At 54.4% G+C, this 16,360-nt stretch carries 12 protein-coding genes; 6 read left to right on the top strand and 6 right to left on the bottom strand.

The annotated features are described in order from the left end of the window. Window position 1: 1 nt before the first annotated feature. From lolA to lrp, 3 genes are all read right to left on the bottom strand, one after another. Window positions 2-613 (bottom strand): outer membrane lipoprotein chaperone LolA, encoded by a 612-nt coding sequence (lolA, locus tag C7434_RS02595; protein ID WP_006118612.1) that lies wholly within the window; start codon window positions 611-613, stop codon window positions 2-4. Between the two features lie 182 nt (window positions 614-795). After that, window positions 796-4,260, bottom strand: a complete 3,465-nt coding sequence (locus C7434_RS02590) for a DNA translocase FtsK 4TM domain-containing protein (RefSeq protein ID WP_133745110.1) — start codon at window positions 4,258-4,260, stop codon at window positions 796-798. Between the two features lie 118 nt (window positions 4,261-4,378). Beyond that, complete coding sequence (lrp, locus tag C7434_RS02585) at window positions 4,379-4,873, bottom strand: leucine-responsive transcriptional regulator Lrp (RefSeq protein WP_006118610.1); 495 nt, start codon at window positions 4,871-4,873, stop codon at window positions 4,379-4,381. A 524-nt stretch (window positions 4,874-5,397) separates the two neighbouring features. Between lrp and trxB the strand changes: the two genes are divergently transcribed. From trxB to infA, 5 genes are all read left to right on the top strand, one after another. Then, window positions 5,398-6,366, top strand: a complete 969-nt coding sequence (trxB, locus tag C7434_RS02580) for a thioredoxin-disulfide reductase (protein ID WP_033737645.1) — start codon at window positions 5,398-5,400, stop codon at window positions 6,364-6,366. 135 nt (window positions 6,367-6,501) lie between these two features. Next, window positions 6,502-8,268 carry a cysteine/glutathione ABC transporter permease/ATP-binding protein CydD gene (gene cydD, locus C7434_RS02575; RefSeq protein WP_033737646.1) on the top strand — a complete coding sequence of 589 codons (1,767 nt, stop codon included), beginning with the start codon at window positions 6,502-6,504 and terminating at the stop codon, window positions 8,266-8,268. Continuing rightward, window positions 8,268-9,998, top strand: a complete 1,731-nt coding sequence (gene cydC / locus C7434_RS02570) for a cysteine/glutathione ABC transporter ATP-binding protein/permease CydC (RefSeq protein WP_033737647.1) — start codon at window positions 8,268-8,270, stop codon at window positions 9,996-9,998. The genes cydD and cydC overlap by 1 nt, the downstream gene beginning before the upstream one ends. Before the next feature lie 33 nt (window positions 9,999-10,031). After that, on the top strand, window positions 10,032-10,724 hold the full coding sequence (gene aat, locus C7434_RS02565) for a leucyl/phenylalanyl-tRNA--protein transferase (RefSeq protein WP_033737648.1): 693 nt from the start codon (window positions 10,032-10,034) through the stop codon (window positions 10,722-10,724). Window positions 10,725-11,068: 344 nt separating this feature from the next. Beyond that, window positions 11,069-11,287: a translation initiation factor IF-1 gene (gene infA / locus C7434_RS02560; RefSeq protein ID WP_002211347.1), complete on the top strand. Its 219-nt coding sequence runs from the start codon at window positions 11,069-11,071 to the stop codon at window positions 11,285-11,287. A 91-nt stretch (window positions 11,288-11,378) separates the two neighbouring features. Here infA and clpA read toward each other — a convergent pair whose 3' ends face one another. Further along, window positions 11,379-13,655, bottom strand: coding sequence for an ATP-dependent Clp protease ATP-binding subunit ClpA (gene clpA / locus C7434_RS02555; RefSeq protein WP_006118605.1), 2,277 nt, complete (start codon window positions 13,653-13,655; stop codon window positions 11,379-11,381). Between the two features lie 53 nt (window positions 13,656-13,708). Then, window positions 13,709-14,029, bottom strand: a complete 321-nt coding sequence (clpS, locus tag C7434_RS02550) for an ATP-dependent Clp protease adapter ClpS (protein ID WP_006118604.1) — start codon at window positions 14,027-14,029, stop codon at window positions 13,709-13,711. 318 nt (window positions 14,030-14,347) lie between these two features. Here clpS and cspD point away from each other — a divergent pair, with 318 nt between their 5' ends. Next, window positions 14,348-14,572, top strand: a complete 225-nt coding sequence (gene cspD, locus C7434_RS02545) for a cold shock-like protein CspD (RefSeq protein ID WP_006118603.1) — start codon at window positions 14,348-14,350, stop codon at window positions 14,570-14,572. A 67-nt stretch (window positions 14,573-14,639) separates the two neighbouring features. Here the strand turns inward: cspD and C7434_RS02540 are convergent, their stop codons facing one another. Continuing rightward, window positions 14,640-16,289, bottom strand: a complete 1,650-nt coding sequence (locus C7434_RS02540; protein WP_133745109.1) for an ATP-dependent endonuclease — start codon at window positions 16,287-16,289, stop codon at window positions 14,640-14,642. Window positions 16,290-16,360 lie beyond the last annotated feature (71 nt).

Genomic DNA, 16,360 nt, shown 5'->3' with positions numbered 1-16,360 from the left:
CTCACTGACGTTGGTCATCCACCGTGACGCCTTTTGGCGGGGTGAATGTGAATTTATCCGGGCTAATCGGGCCGTTTTTCTGGCTCTTTAGCTGGTAGTTACTGCGCTGCCCATCCTGCTCGACGGCGCTAAACTGATTAATGGTGCCATCTGGCGTCACATCAATCGTGAACTGCTTGAGGTTGCCATCGCTTTTCTTCGGCGTCAGTTCAAATTTGTCACCCTGCTGTTTTACGTTGTATTGCTGCCAGTCACTGGCCTGGTTACGGGCAATCAACATAAACGGTGTATTGCTGGTCGCATTCTTTAACAGGCTGACCGTAGCTTGTTCAACAAACGGGTTATAGAACCATAACGATTTCCCGTCAGAAATAATGATGCTCTCGTCGGGTGCGGTCATATGCCAGTTGAACAGGCTGGGGCGCTTAACCCAGAGCTCGCCTTCACCCTCCTGCACGTTGGCACCGCTTCCATCGGTCACCTTTTGAGTAAAGCTGGCGTGGAAGCTGTTAACTTTATTAAGGCGCTGTTGCAGGTCGCTCGACGCATCGGCGAGAACGTTGGCTGACCCCAAAGCGGCCAGCAGGCCTAAGGCGATTACGCGTAATTTCATCTGCTTAAATCCTTATTAAATCGTTTCCCGTTGATCACGTGACTAAGCCTGGTCGCTGTCCTGCGTTTAATACAGGAGAAAAAACCGAAACACTAATCAACTATGGGGGTTAACCGCTAAAAAACAATGAGCCAGTGGAAACTGGCTCATTGTTTTGTGTTTCAAAGCTTATCGTTCAGGCTTTACATATCATGGGGTGGTGGAGAGAGCACTTCACGGTTACCGTTGTGGCCCGGTGACGAGACGATGCCCTGTGCTTCCATCTGTTCAATGATGCGCGCAGCACGGTTATAACCGATACGGAACTGACGCTGTACGCCCGAAATCGAGGCGCGTCGCTTATCCACCACAAAGGCAACAGCCTGATCGAACAACGGATCGAGTTCTTCATCGCTGTCAATGCCGCCCCCGCCTTCACTTTCTTCGCCCGCCGTAATGCTTTCAATATATTGCGGACGCCCGCGCGCTTTCCAGTCCTGCACGACAGCATGTACTTCCTGATCGCGCACAAAGGCACCGTGAACACGCACCGGCATTGATGAGTTGGGCGGCATGTAAAGCATATCGCCCATCCCCAGTAACGATTCTGCACCGCCCTGATCAAGGATGGTTCGCGAGTCAATTTTACTTGAGACAGTAAACGCGATACGGGTAGGAATGTTGGCTTTGATGAGGCCGGTAATGACGTCAACTGACGGACGCTGGGTTGCCAGAACAAGGTGGATTCCCGCCGCACGCGCTTTCTGTGCAAGACGTGCAATCAGTTCTTCCACTTTCTTACCGACAGCCATCATCAGATCGGCGAACTCATCCACCATCACCACGATGTAAGGCAGTTTTTCCAGCACTGGCGGCGTCATATCCATGCTGTCGCCTGGCTTCCAGAACGGATCGGGAATCGGCCGCCCCATTGCATCCGCCTGCGCCACTTTTTCGTTGTAGCCAGCCAGATTACGTACACCCAGCGCCGACATCAGCTTATAGCGACGCTCCATCTCACCGACACTCCAGCGCAGCGCGTTCGCCGCATCTTTCATATCGGTCACGACTTCGGTCAGCAGATGCGGAATGCCTTCGTAAACGGAAAGCTCAAGCATCTTGGGGTCAATCATAATAAAGCGCACATCTTCCGGCGTGGCTTTATACAGCATGCTGAGGATCATCGCATTCACGCCGACGGACTTACCGGAACCGGTTGTACCCGCTACCAGTAAGTGTGGCATTTTAGCCAGATCGGCAACGACCGGCTGGCCGGCAATATCTTTACCCAGCACCACAGACAGCGGCGAGGGGTTGTCACGGAATTTTGGACAATCCAGCACTTCACGCAGGTAAACGGTCTGGCGATGTCGGTTAGGTAATTCCAGACCAACATAGGGTTTGCCAGGGATCACTTCAACCACACGCACTGCCGTAGTCGACAGGGAGCGGGCCAAATCGCGTGACAGGTTAGAGATACGCGCCGCTTTCACGCCCGGCGCGAGATCCAGTTCAAAACGGGTAATCACAGGTCCTGGCGAAATGCCCACCACCTCGGCCTTGACGCGGTAGTCACCCAGACGCGCTTCAACCAGTCTTGCTGTCTGCTCAAGGGCGAACATATCAACCGGTTCTTCCTCTTCCGGCGGCGCGGTCAGGAGATCGAGTGACGGTAAGGGTGTAGAAGGTTTTTCCAGTGGCTGCTCGTGACGCATCAGGAAGGGGTGAATCAGGCTGTCATGCACGGATGGCTTCGCCTCCGTGACCGGCTCCGGCTGCTGCGCAGGCGCGGCAAAATGATCGGCCGCAAAGGTCTGGGCCGATTCTACACGCTGAGCCGCAGGCTGTTCTGGTGCAGCCTGAACGTGCTGCCAGGGCTCATGTTGTGGCGCGACCTCGCTGACGTCCGGCGATGCTGCAATGGTGAACAGCGGCTCGACAGGGCCATCGTCGACCAGGTCCTTCATTGGGGAGAAATCGAAGGCCGCTGACGTATCCAGATTGAAAACGGGTGCATTGTCTTCAGGCACCGTTTCATAGCGCTGTTGCTGCTGCTGTGCGAACTGACGCGCCAGCGAGGCCTGCTGCAATGCCAGCTCATCGTCCTCGTGCGCGTCGTCCTGCTGCCAGCTTTCGCCATAGCGTTGCTGCTGCTCTGACTGGAACGCCTGACGCAACTCTGCCTGTTGCAGCGCATCCTGCTCCTCTGCTGACCAGTCAGTGAGTGACGTATCTTCTTTCGTAGGTTGTGATGACGGCAGTTCAGCACGTTTGGCTTTTTCTTCCGCCATACGCTGTGAAGGCAGTTTAATACCGTACGAGGCCAGCTCACGTCGGGTAGGCAGTTTAACCGGATTAGGCCGCGGCAGCGCCGGACCAATCCCCTGTTTCACCTGTGGATTCGACACCGTTTCAGGGACAGGTTCAAACAGCGGTGAGGATGCTGACGATGCTGCGGTTGCCGCAGCACCGGCGACGGCAGCGCTGTTCAGCGAGGCTGCCGACGTAGCTTCACGCCAGTTCCCCATTTTGGGTTCGTCATCCTCATAAGCGGTAAAGTGCGGGGCAGCCGCCGGTGCATCGTCCGGTAACTCAAAGCGGTAGCGCGGCGGTTCAGTGAGAGGCTTCTCCTGTGACACCGGCTCGCGCGGTGCAATGTGCGTCATCACCGGGGCAGGATGAGGCGATGCCGCAACAGGCGAAACAGGTTCAGGCGTCGCTGCAACCTGTTCAGGCTCAGGTGAAGCTGATGGCGCACTGACAGGCGTTGCCGCCATTGTTGCGGCAGCAGGCTGCGCAGGTGCTGTGGCAGTAGCCTGAGCGGTTGCCGTCGGTGTCGTGGTCGCAGATACTTCGGCTGTGGCCGCAACAGCGGCGCGGGTGGCGGTGGCGGCCCTGGCTAACAGTGGATCATGCGCATCCAGATCGGGCTGCGCCTTACGCGGCGCGGCCAGCAATACGTCATCGTCGTCGTCCGTCTGAGCATGAAGGACGGGCGCGCTCTCGTGATAATCGTCTGCTTCGTCCTCTTCATGCCAGGGTTCATCATGACGTGAGCGGTTGCTGGCGAATGTCAGCACGCCCATGACCACGCCACCGATTCTTTCCGCAATGGTTAACCATGACCAGCCCGTATAAAGCGTGATCCCTGCGGCCCAGATGCAGAGCAAAGTCAGTGTGCCACCTGCCGGACTGAACCAGGGTGAAATGGCATTACTGACGAGGCTGCCAATGACGCCTCCGGAAGCAAAATACCAGATGTCGTCCGCGTTGAGCGCGGCCATCCCACAGGTGGTAACGACCAGGGCCAGGACACCGATTAAGCGTAAACCAATGGCAAAGTAGTCCACATAATCCTGGTTATCCCGCTGGCGAAACGCTATCCAGCACAGCCCCAGTATGACCGGCGGAATGGCATAGGCCATCACACCAAAGATGAAAAGCAACGTATCAGCCAGCCATGCGCCGACTGTGCCACCCATGTTATGGATAGGTTCATGCCAGGCCGTTTGCGACCAGCTCGGATCGGAAGGATTAAAGCTGACCAGGGAAACCATCAGGTAGATGGCGAACAATGCCACCAAAATAAGTAACGCTTCCAGCAGACGGCGTCCGCTGCTCAGCGACTGTAACGAAACGTCTTTATCTTCTGTGTATTCCTGGCTCAAGAGATCTCTCCAGGTGCCTGTAAAGTAAGAAACAACAGCGTCGGGCTCACCCGACGCTGGTCCTGTATGTATTCACAGGAGTGTACCGAAATTTCCCAGGCTTTGCACCTGCCACGCATCAGCGCGTTTTGATCACCAGACGATTGCTCTGTTTGACCTCTTCCATCACCACATAAGTACGCGTGTCGTTTACGCCTGGCAGGCGCAGCAAGGTTTCACCCAGCAGCTTGCGGTAAGCGGACATATCAGGCACGCGCGTTTTAAGCAGGTAGTCGAAATCACCAGAAACCAGGTGACACTCTTGAGTTTCCTCAAGTTTTTGCACAGCGGCGTTAAATTGCTCAAACACATCAGGTGCGCCACGATTCAGAGTAATCTCAACAAATACCAGTAATGAAGCATCCAGGTAGTGAGGGTTGAGTTGCGCAGTATAGCCAAGGATGAACCCCTGACGTTCAAGACGGCGTACACGCTCAAGACAAGGTGTAGGAGATAATCCTACACGTTTGGAAAGTTCCACGTTTGAGATGCGACCGTCTTTCTGCAATTCATTAAGAATGTTTCTGTCGATCCTGTCGAGATCCTTACCGGGGCGTTTCTTATTATCTACCATTATTATTGTCTCTCTTCATTCCTTCCCTTTACCTGCCATCCCCTGAAAACGGTCATTGTTCGGGGCATTTTTGAAGTGAAATAACGGCGTCTGAGCGCATTCGTACCTATTTGTATGACGCATGCTGTCTGTCCACCGCATGCGTCATGACCAATATCAGACGATAAAATTCGTTCGGTACTCTGCCCAAAACGCGGCGGCAACACCCGTTTTGTTCAGACTAAGTTATTCGCTTCTCACACTGTTTTCGCAAATGCGCAGGCGATTGTCAAAGTAAAATGTCTAAATTCAGGACAAGATGCCAGACACTTCGCTGGGTCACTGTTTTTAAATGAGTATTTTCGTGCGATGGTGGTCTGTAAACTGAATTTTTGCCCCCTTTTGGCACAGGAGGCAGGCGAAAAAGCCATTCATCGTCTACGCCGTTTGCAGCAATCGCTAACAAAAGTGCGCAAGTGTTGTCATTGCTACGGCATATTCCCTACAATCGCAGGTTATGTCAGGTGAATAAAACTGAGGAACGCATGAGTACGGCTAAACACAGTAAGTTGCTCATTTTGGGCTCTGGTCCGGCAGGTTATACCGCGGCCGTCTATGCTGCACGCGCCAATTTGAATCCAGTACTGATTACCGGGCTGGAAAAAGGCGGTCAGCTGACCACCACGACGGAAGTGGAAAACTGGCCGGGCGACCCGCATGATCTGACAGGTCCCTCGCTGATGGAACGTATGCATGAGCATGCCGAGAAATTTAACACGGAAATTATTTTCGATCATATTCATACGGTCGATCTGCAGAACCGTCCCTTCCGTCTGACCGGTGACAGTGGCGAATATACTGCCGATGCGCTGATTATTGCCACGGGTGCATCAGCACGCTATCTGGGCTTACCGTCGGAAGACGCTTTTAAAGGCAAAGGCGTTTCGGCCTGTGCGACCTGTGATGGTTTCTTCTACCGCAACCAAAAAGTCGCCGTTATCGGTGGCGGAAATACCGCGGTTGAAGAAGCACTTTATCTGGCGAATATCGCCTCTGAAGTGCATTTAATTCACCGCCGCGACAGCTTCCGCGCAGAGAAAATCCTTATTGACCGCCTGATGGAAAAAGTCAGCAACGGCAATATCGTGTTGCATACACACAGAACGCTGGAAGAAGTGGTCGGCGATCAGATGGGCGTGACGGGCCTGACGCTACGTTCAACGCTGAATACCGAAGAGACCGAAACGCTGGATGTTGCCGGCCTGTTTGTTGCTATCGGACACAGCCCGAATACGGCGATTTTCGATGGTCAGCTGGCGCTGGAAAACGGCTACATCAAGGTACAGTCCGGCCTGCACGGTAATGCCACGCAAACCAGTATCCCTGGCGTGTTTGCCGCAGGTGACGTCATGGACCATATCTACCGTCAGGCCATTACCTCTGCCGGTACCGGTTGTATGGCTGCGTTAGATGCAGAGCGTTATCTTGACGGATTGGTTAAGAACGATAAGTAAGTTGTTAATAACCTGATCTTAATTGTTTGAGGCGACTGTTTTTCAGTCGCCTTTTTTATTATCACCATGCTAAATTCAGGCGCCGGGTGTGAGGACCAGCCTCATTTCATTTGTCTTTGCCACATTGGGTTTCGCATGAATAAATCGCGTCAGCAGCATCTTACTCGTTGGCTTCGTCAACAGTGTCATCATGCTGGCCCCTGGTTGCGCGTTACGTCGTTGCTGGGCTGCGCTGGCGCGCTTCTGATTATCATGCAGGCATGGCTTTTAGCGTCGCTACTGCAGGCGCTGATTATTGACAGGCATTCTCCAGCCTCCCTTTTGTCCTCATTTTCACTTCTGATCCTGTGCTTTGTTCTGCGCGCCGCGCTGAATTATGCCCGGGAGCAGGCTGGATTTCGTGCCGGGCAGGCCATCCGTCAGGCTTTGCGTAAACAGGTGCTGGATCGTCTGGCAGCGTTGGGTCCGGCCTGGATACAGGGCAAGCCCGCCGGCAGCTGGGCAACGTTACTGCTTGAGCAAACCGAGGATATGCAGGCCTATTACGCGCGTTATTTGCCACAGATGACGCTGGCGGCGGTCATTCCCTGTTGCATATTGCTCACCCTGTTTCCGTTAAACTGGGCGGCAGGTCTGATCCTGTTCGCGACCGCGCCGTTGATCCCGCTTTTTATGGCCCTGGTCGGCATGGGCGCGGCCGAGGCTAATCGCCGTAACTTTGTGGCGCTCGCACGCCTGAGTGGCAACTTTCTGGATCGCTTGCGTGGACGGGAAACCCTGCGTCTGTTTCATCGGGCAGACGCCGAAAAACAGGCGATTGCTGACGCCACGACGGATTTCCGTCAACGGACGATGGAGGTTCTGCGTCTGGCCTTTCTTTCTTCGTCAGTACTGGAATTTTTTGCGTCACTGTCCATCGCCGTTGTCGCCGTTTATTTTGGCTTTTCCTATTTGGGCGAACTGCACTTTGGTGATTATGGCCGCGGCGTGACGCTGTTTGCCGGCTTCCTGGTACTGATTCTGGCCCCGGAATTTTTTCAGCCTCTGCGCGATCTGGGCACGTTCTACCATGCTAAAGCGCAGGCAATCGGCGGTGCCGATGCGCTTGAACGCTTTATGCAGGAAACGCCAGAGGCCGAAAACACATCCGCCAGCGACGCCTTTAGCGCAACGGCGCCAGTAGAGCTGGTGGCAGAAAATCTGACGGTACACGCGCCCAATGGCCATCAGCTCTGCGGCCCGCTCACCTTCACCCTGCGCGCAGGCACGCGCGTCGCGCTGGTGGGCAAAAGCGGTGCAGGCAAAACCGCACTGTTAAATGCCCTGCTGGGCTTTTTACCCTATCAGGGATCGCTGAAAGTTAACGGCATTGAACTTCACCGTATCGCACGCCATGACTGGCATCGGCATCTTGCCTGGGTCGGCCAGAATCCCCAGCTACCCGCCGCAACGTTACGGGACAATATCATCATGGATGCGCCGCACGATCCCGCACGGCTAAGTGCCTTAACCGCATCATGTGGGATCGATGAATTTCTTTCCCGACTGCCTGCCGGACTGGATACCGAACCGGGGGATGCCAGTCATCACTTATCGGTCGGTCAGGCACAGCGCATTGCCGTAGCCCGCGCGCTGTATAAACCCGCCCAGTTATTGTTACTGGATGAGCCCGCTGCCAGCCTGGACAGTCAAAGTGAACATCATGTGATGCAGGCATTAAATCAGGCGGCCACGCGCCAGACGACACTGATGATCACCCACCAAATTGATTTGCTTCAGACATGGGATGCGATCTGGGTAATGCAGGCCGGTCAGATCGTACAGCAGGGCGACTGGCAGACGCTGACTGCGTCCGGTCCGTTCAGTGATTTATTACAACACCGGCAACAGGAGATTTTCTGATGACGGCTCTGCGTCCCTTTCTGCGGCTATGGCTGCGTCATCCCTTCCGCCTGACGTCAGGGATCGTGCTGGCGATTGTCACGCTGTTAGCCAGTATCGGCTTGCTCACGTTGTCGGGCTGGTTTCTGGCCGCCTCTTCTGTAGCCGGTGTGGCTGGTCTGTACAGTTTCAACTATATGCTTCCCGCCGCTGGCGTGCGCGGCGCAGCGATTACCCGTACCGCCGCCCGGTATTTTGAGCGGTTAGTAAGTCACGACGCAACGTTTCGGGTTTTACAGCATCTGCGTGTCTTCACGTTTAGCCGCCTGATTGCGCTTTCTCCCGGCCAGCTCGCGCTCTTTCGTCAGGCCGATCTGCTTAATCGTTTTGTTGGTGATGTGGATACGCTGGATCATCTCTATTTGCGGGTCCTCTCGCCGCTGCTGGGCGCGTTTATCGTTATCGTCGTGGTAACAGCCGGCCTCAGCCTGATTGATCTGCACCTGGCGCTGGCGCTGGGCGGCATTCTGCTTACGCTGCTCTGCCTTTTTCCCCCGCTGTTCTACCGTCTGGGCGCGCCCACCGGCATCGCGATTGCCCGGCAGCGATCGCGCTGGCGAGAGCAGTTAATGCACTGGCTGGCGGGACAGGCAGAACTGACACTGTATGGTAACGCTGCCCGCTGGCGGGCCAGGCTGGACGAAGATGAGCAGCAGTGGCAGGACGCACAACGTCAGCAGGAGCGTTTACAGGCGCTGGCGCAAAGTCTGCTGCTGTTATGCAGTGGCCTCACTGTTACTGCCCTGCTCTGGCTGAGCGCAACAAGCATTGCGCAGCAGCAACTGCCCGGACCGCTCATTGCCCTGGTGGTGTTTTGTGCCCTGGCAGCTTTTGAAGCACTGGCGCCGATCGCGAGCGCCTTTTTGCCCCTGTCTCAGGTAATCACGGCAGCACAACGCGTCAATGACGTTATCGATCAGTCGCCTGCCATCCTCTTTCCATCCACAAGCACGGTTCCCGCCGGTGCGCTGCAACTCAGGATTGACGCGCTGGATTTCCGTTATCCTGGACGACCTGAAAAGGTGTTGGATCAGTTTTCACTGACGATGAAAGCCGGTGAACGTATTGCCCTTCTCGGCCCCACAGGCTGCGGCAAGTCCACCTTGCTTGGGCTGCTCACCCGCGCCTGGGAGGCGCAACAGGGCGAAATCGTATTGAACAGCGTACCGCTTGCGGACTGGGATGAAGCCCAACTTCGCCAGCGCATCAGCGTAGTCACCCAGCGCGTCCATGTGTTTAGTCAGACGCTACGGGACAATTTGTTGCTGGCCTGCCCCACCGCCAGTGATGCAATGCTTGAAAATGCACTGGTGCAAACCGGGCTTCAGGGCCTGCTGGAAAATGAGGAAGGGCTTAATGCCTGGCTGGGTGAAGGCGGCCGTCCGCTGTCGGGTGGAGAGCTACGCCGCCTGGCCATCGCCCGGGCGATGTTACACAACGGCGACTTATGGCTTCTGGACGAGCCGACTGAAGGGCTTGATGCCACCACCGAGCAGCAGATTCTCGCCCTCCTGCAACAGATCACCACGGGTAAAACGGTCATTATGGTAACGCATCGTCTGCGCGGCCTGGCGCAAATGGACCGAATTTGCCTTATGGACAGCGGTAAGATCGTCGAGCAGGGAAATCATTCTGAATTAGTCGCAAAAGGTGGACGTTACTGGCGTTTCCAGCAGCGCTTTGCGCTATAGTGCTGAGCAAACGCTGAGGGGTACATTACCGCGATGAGACTGGTTCAACTGTCACAAGAGTCGTTGCGCTTTCCGCCACCGGAAACCGCGCTGCGCGAGCCGAACGGCCTGCTGGCGATGGGCGGCGATCTCTCCCCTGCACGCCTGCTGAGTGCCTATCAGCAGGGTATTTTTCCCTGGTTCTCGCCCGGCGATCCGATTTTGTGGTGGTCACCCGATCCGCGAGCGGTGTTATTCCCGACGCAGTTCCATCTCAGTCGCAGTATGAAGCGGTTTCATCAGCAGTCACCTTATCGGGTGACGATGAATGAGGCCTTTGGCGATGTCGTTGACGGCTGTGCCCTGGGCCGCGAAGAAGGTACATGGATTACGTTTGAAGTGAAACGCGCCTGGCAGAAGCTCTATGAACTGGGCCACGCGCACTCGATTGAAGTCTGGCGCGATCAAACCCTTGCAGGTGGCATGTACGGTCTGGCGTTGGGACAAATCTTTTGCGGCGAATCGATGTTCAGCCTGCAGCCCAATGCGTCAAAAACAGCCTTACTGGTATTCTGTCAGCATTTTATTAAGCACGGGGGCCAGTTAGTGGATTGTCAGATACTTAACCCCCATACCGCTTCGCTGGGAGCGGTTGAGATTGCACGCGATCATTATCTTGAGCAGGTAAAAAACCTGGCATCCCTGGCCGTTGACAGCGGCTGCTGGCGTAATCAAACCCTTTTTTAAAAGTTGCGTAGATGTTTTGCACACATAAAGTCGGTTAAGTGATATAATGGCCAAGTTTGGTATGTCGTCCGCGCTTGGTTTTCAAGCCGGAATTGCCAGGCTGGGAATCTCATCGCACTCTCGGAACTGTTTCAATCGTGCGCGTGTTACCGGTTGATTCAGATTCTTAGCCCGCTAATCCCCCGCAGACGTCACATAAACACCCGAATTTAACCGACATGCTCGCGTTGACACGCGAAGCACGGCGATGCGTTGGCTTTATTGCCGACGGTTCTTTACATAACTTGTTGAATTGGGCATTATCTTGCCGATTCAACTGAAAGGTAGTACACCCAGAGGATTCGATGGCCAAAGAAGACAATATTGAAATGCAAGGTACCGTACTGGATACGTTACCTAACACCATGTTCCGCGTAGAACTTGAGAACGGACACGTGGTTACCGCTCATATCTCCGGTAAAATGCGTAAAAACTACATCCGCATCCTGACGGGCGACAAAGTGACTGTCGAGCTGACCCCGTACGACCTGAGCAAAGGCCGCATTGTCTTCCGTAGTCGCTGAGTTGCGTTGATGCTGCTGCCTGCGTGCGCGCAGGCGGACAAAAAAAAAGGCCGGATTTTATCCGGCCTTTTCTCGTTCTGTGAAACGGTGCTTAGTGCACCGTCCCTTCCGTTTTGCGTTTTTGCGCGCTGAGGAAGTGATAGGTCAGTTGCCCCTTCTCTTTATCCAGCGCAACGGAAACCGATCCCCCGTCGACCAGAGAACCAAACAGCAGTTCGTTCGCCAGCGGTTTCTTCAGGCTCTCCTGCACGGTACGCGCCATTGGACGGGCACCCATCGCTTTGTCATAGCCCTTCTCTGCCAGCCAGTCACGCGCTTCGTCACTGACTTCCAGCGAAACGCCTTTCGCATCCAGCTGCGCCTGCAGTTCAACAATAAACTTGTCGACCACCTGGTGAATGACGTCCGTTGACAGGTGGCTGAACCAGATAATGTTGTCCAGACGGTTACGGAATTCAGGCGTAAAGATTTTCTTAATCTCTTCCATTGCATCCGTACTGTTGTCCTGATGAATCAGGCCAATAGATTTACGCTCAGTTTCACGCACGCCGGCGTTGGTGGTCATCACCAGCACCACGTTACGGAAGTCCGCTTTGCGACCGTTGTTATCAGTCAGCATGCCGTTGTCCATAACCTGCAACAACAGGTTGAACACGTCCGGATGCGCTTTCTCAATTTCATCCAGCAGCACAACGGCGTGAGGATGTTTGATCACCGCATCGGTCAGCAAGCCGCCCTGATCGAAACCGACATAGCCGGGAGGCGCACCAATCAGACGGCTGACGGTGTGACGTTCCATATATTCGGACATGTCGAAGCGCAGCAGTTCGATGCCCAGCGCTTTAGCTAACTGGACGGTCACTTCGGTTTTACCCACACCGGTAGGACCGGCAAACAGGAACGACCCTACCGGCTTGCGATCCTGACCCAGACCTGCGCGGCTCATCTTGATGGCTTCAGTCAATGCCTCAATGGCATTATCCTGACCGAAGACCAGCATTTTCAGACGGTCGCCCAGATTTTTCAGCGTATCGCGATCGGTTGCTGACACACTTTGCTCCGGAATACGGGCAATACGCGCCACCACCGTTTCAATGTCCGCCACATTCACCGTTTTCTTACGTTTGCTGGCAGGCATCAGGCGCGCACGGGCACCGGCTTCATCAATGACGTCGATAGCCTTATCCGGCAAATGACGATCGTTGATGTATTTCACCGCCAGCTCCACCGCCGCGCGCACGGCTTTCGCGGTGTAACGTACATCATGGTGCGCTTCGTATTTGGTTTTCAGACCATTAAGAATCTGCACCGTCTCTTCAACAGAGGGCTCGGTAATGTCAATTTTCTGGAAACGACGCGCCAGGGCACGATCTTTCTCAAAAATATTGCTGAATTCCTGATACGTGGTTGATCCCATCACGCGGATTTTGCCACTGGAGAGCAGCGGCTTAATCAGGTTAGCGGCATCCACCTGTCCACCCGATGCGGCGCCCGCACCGATAATGGTGTGAATTTCATCAATAAACAGGATGCTGGAGTTATCTTGCTCAAGCTGTTTCAGCAACGCTTTAAAACGTTTTTCAAAGTCACCACGGTACTTGGTGCCCGCCAGCAGCGAACCAATGTCCAGCGAGTAAATGGTGCAGTCCTTCATCACCTCTGGCACGTCGCCCTGAACGATTCGCCAGGCTAATCCTTCCGCAATCGCGGTTTTACCGACGCCCGACTCACCCACCAGCAGGGGGTTATTTTTACGGCGACGACACAGAACCTGAATCGTACGTTCCAGCTCTTTGTCGCGGCCAATCAGCGGATCAATGCCGCCAACGCGAGCAAGCTGATTAAGATTGGTGGTGAAGTTTTCCATACGTTCCTCCCCGCCTGCTTGCTCTTCGTTAACCGGATTTTCAGCACCAGGTGCCTGGCCCGGTTCGTCTTTGCGCGTACCGTGAGAGATGAAGTTCACCACATCGAGGCGGCTGACTTCGTGTTTGCGCAGCAGATACGCTGCCTGGGATTCTTGTTCGCTGAAGATGGCGACCAAAACATTCGCGCCATTGACTTCGCTGCGTCCGGATGACTGAACGTGGAACACGGCGCGTTGCAACACGCGCTGGAAGCTGAGCGTCGGTTGCGTATCGCGCTCCTCTTCACTGGCGGGCAGCACAGGCGTGGTTTGTTCAATGAAGGCTTCAAGCTCCTGCCGCAGAGCCACAATGTCCACCGTACAGGCTTCCAGTGCCTCTCTTGCCGACGGGTTACTGAGCAATGCCAGTAACAAATGCTCGACGGTCATAAACTCATGACGGTGCTCACGCGCTCTGGCGAAAGCCATGTTTAAACTGAGTTCCAGTTCTTGATTGAGCATTAGGCACCTCCTCCAGTTAATCGCTCTGACCTGCTTCCTGTATGGAGAGAGGCTCAGGCTTTTTCAAGCGTACACAGCAACGGATGATGATTGTCCCGCGCGTAATTGTTCACCTGTGCCGCTTTCGTCTCAGCGACTTCTGCGGTAAATACACCACAGATGGCTTTACCGTGGTAGTGAACTTTCAGCATCAGTTGCGTTGCACGTTCAATATCATAAGAAAAGAACTTTTGCAGAACGTCAATAACAAATTCCATAGGTGTATAATCGTCATTATTCAGAATGACTTTATACATCGAAGGTGGCTTTAACTCTTCGCGTACTTTACCTTCGGCTAAGTGTTCGAAATTTAGCCAGTCTTTAGTGTTTGCCATAGTGTTCCGTTGTGAGTCAGTACGTCATCATCAAACCCAGTGTCATCTGTAGAGTTTAACACGTGTGTCAAGTACACTGCCGCTAATGAATCGGTCAGCCAAAAATTCGTTACGCGACCTGTATCACAAAATTTCAAATAGCGTTAACTACCTCAAATTTTGATGATTTTCTCCCCACCTGGCCCGGTGGTTTGCTTGACGATCGCGGCGATTTTTCTACATTCTAGCTTCACAAGCTGATTGAGTTTTAATCAAACCCGACTCACAGCTTACGTCACCTCACCTACTTATAAAATGTCTTGCGAGGGAAGTAAAAGCATGGAGACAGGTACCGTTAAATGGTTCAATAACGCCAAAGGTTTCGGCTTTATCTGTCCAATCGGGGGCGGCGAAGATATCTTCGCACACTACTCAACAATACAGATGGATGGTTACAGGACGTTAAAAGCGGGCCAGCAGGTCCATTTTGACGTTCATCAAGGCCCGAAGGGCAACCATGCCAGTCTTATTGTACCCGTAGAAGCGCAGCAGGCCGTGGCCTGACATCCCCAACGTTGGACCGCTCCGTCAAAAATGCCAGCCTGATGCGCTGGCATTTTTACTTTATGCCTTAACCCGCCTTCCCCTGCGCCAGTTGGATGACGCGAACAAACATCTCTTGCAGACAGGTCGGAACAGACGCGGTTCCGCGTTCTGCGGCCGCCATAGCGACCGTGATGGCCAGTTCCGGTTTTGATGCGCGATGAATCGCTTTGGTAATAATACGCCTGGAATTAACAGGCACGTTTAACGGCAGATGCGCTGCCGCATGGTAAACCTCGCTAAAGCCGTTGTTGTAGAGGAACTGTTCCATATCGGCCGCCGGAAGCTGGGTCAGATGATGCTTTTCATTATCATGCGGCTGAAGCTGGCTGCGCGCCGTGGCGGCATATTTTTTTCCTGCCATGTCGCCATCCGTCAGGACATGCCAGGCGATGCCCATGCGTCGGGCAAATTTCAGCAACGGCTTCAGACCTGACTGCGCATATTCAATGACTTTTATCCCTTCTGCCGCGAAGTGATAACCGCATTGTCGTGCCATCTGATTGATAATCCAGACTTCGGTTTCACCTTCCACCAGCAACCAGCAACGGGCAAACAACGCTGAGGGGCGGTTAACACGAATATGAAAGCCGATGCGACGGCTGTCTTCTGCACTCAATCCTTCAGGGCCGATGCGCCACGCCGCCACGCGCGTGGGTTCGCGTACCAGTCGACACACATCCTCTACCGCCACCTGCGACAATAACTCGCCCGAGTTGGTCGTGGCAATCTTCTGCAACGGCAGCAGCGCAAGCAAGTTCCAGGCCACCGAAAGCATGATGGGATGCAGTCGTGTTTCCGGATCTTCAATTAACAACAGCGGTCGCGCACCCGGGAGCAACGGCTCATTGCCCCTTGCCTGCATCAGTAAGCTAAACATCCGCAGTAAAATCAACTGACGGCTGCGCACATCGGTGGCAGCAATCAGATGATTAAGCTGATCCAGCGAACGCCAGCCCTCAACGCCATCCCGTGACTGTGGATCGACGCGGAACGCCTGGCTCCCGTGAGCCGGATGCTGCACCAGAAAATAGTGCTCCATCAGCTGCTGTAGCGTTTGCACGCCCTGACGCAGGACCGCATCGCTCAACTGTTGGGGATGACGGTCCAGATCGCGCGTCAGGTTATCCAGCTCCTGCGTCAGTTGATTTAATGTCGTCAGACGTTCATCCACCCGGCTGGCAACGGGACGCAGGCGGCGGCTAAAACGCGCATCGCGCAGGCGTAATACCGGATTCATACGCAGGAGAACATCGATCGCCTCAGCCGTTCCCGCTTCAGGCAACACCTGGCCCTCGCTGTCGATAAAGCGTCGCGAGGATCGAATCTGGCCAGCGTGTCGTCTGGCCTGGATGCTGTAACGCAGATAGCGTTGTCCGGGTATCGCGCCTCGCCAGAAAGGCGCAAGTGGTCCGCTGGTTTCTGCCTCATCCTCACGAAAATGAAAAACCACAGACAGGCGATGCACCTGGTCGTCCCTGTCGCCAGGCGTAAAATGAAAATCGTCAGACGTAAAAACATACTCGCGCGTGTGCGGTGACAGCAGCAGACTCAGTGCATCCAGCAGACTGGATTTCCCCCAGGCATTTTCGCCGATCAACAGGTTAATGCGCGTTAACGGAAGAGAAAGCTGATTAATGCCGCGAAATCCCCGGATATCGATATGTTCCAGATTCATAGCGCTTTATCCTCTGAGCTGACCGAAGAAGGGAACGCGTTGCTCTGGCGGTCAGGTGACTTTACCGTCAG

The sequence above is a fragment of the Pantoea sp. PNA 14-12 genome (assembly GCF_004364735.1).
GTDB classification, from domain to species: domain Bacteria; phylum Pseudomonadota; class Gammaproteobacteria; order Enterobacterales; family Enterobacteriaceae; genus Pantoea; species Pantoea stewartii.
The sequence above is the reverse complement of the archived record's forward strand: the minus strand, read 5'-3'. Positions and strand labels throughout refer to the sequence as shown.

What these genes read in the sequence shown, in the direction of transcription:
- lolA (WP_006118612.1), bottom strand. Translation starts at nt 613, where the DNA reads ATGAAATTACGCGTAATCGCCTTAGGCCTGCTGGCCGCTTTGGGGTCA.
- lrp (WP_006118610.1), bottom strand. Translation starts at nt 4,873, where the DNA reads ATGGTAGATAATAAGAAACGCCCCGGTAAGGATCTCGACAGGATCGAC.
- trxB (WP_033737645.1), top strand. Translation starts at nt 5,398, where the DNA reads ATGAGTACGGCTAAACACAGTAAGTTGCTCATTTTGGGCTCTGGTCCG.
- cydD (WP_033737646.1), top strand. Translation starts at nt 6,502, where the DNA reads ATGAATAAATCGCGTCAGCAGCATCTTACTCGTTGGCTTCGTCAACAG.
- cydC (WP_033737647.1), top strand. Translation starts at nt 8,268, where the DNA reads ATGACGGCTCTGCGTCCCTTTCTGCGGCTATGGCTGCGTCATCCCTTC.
- aat (WP_033737648.1), top strand. Translation starts at nt 10,032, where the DNA reads ATGAGACTGGTTCAACTGTCACAAGAGTCGTTGCGCTTTCCGCCACCG.
- infA (WP_002211347.1), top strand. Translation starts at nt 11,069, where the DNA reads ATGGCCAAAGAAGACAATATTGAAATGCAAGGTACCGTACTGGATACG.
- clpA (WP_006118605.1), bottom strand. Translation starts at nt 13,655, where the DNA reads ATGCTCAATCAAGAACTGGAACTCAGTTTAAACATGGCTTTCGCCAGA.
- clpS (WP_006118604.1), bottom strand. Translation starts at nt 14,029, where the DNA reads ATGGCAAACACTAAAGACTGGCTAAATTTCGAACACTTAGCCGAAGGT.
- cspD (WP_006118603.1), top strand. Translation starts at nt 14,348, where the DNA reads ATGGAGACAGGTACCGTTAAATGGTTCAATAACGCCAAAGGTTTCGGC.
- C7434_RS02540 (WP_133745109.1), bottom strand. Translation starts at nt 16,289, where the DNA reads ATGAATCTGGAACATATCGATATCCGGGGATTTCGCGGCATTAATCAG.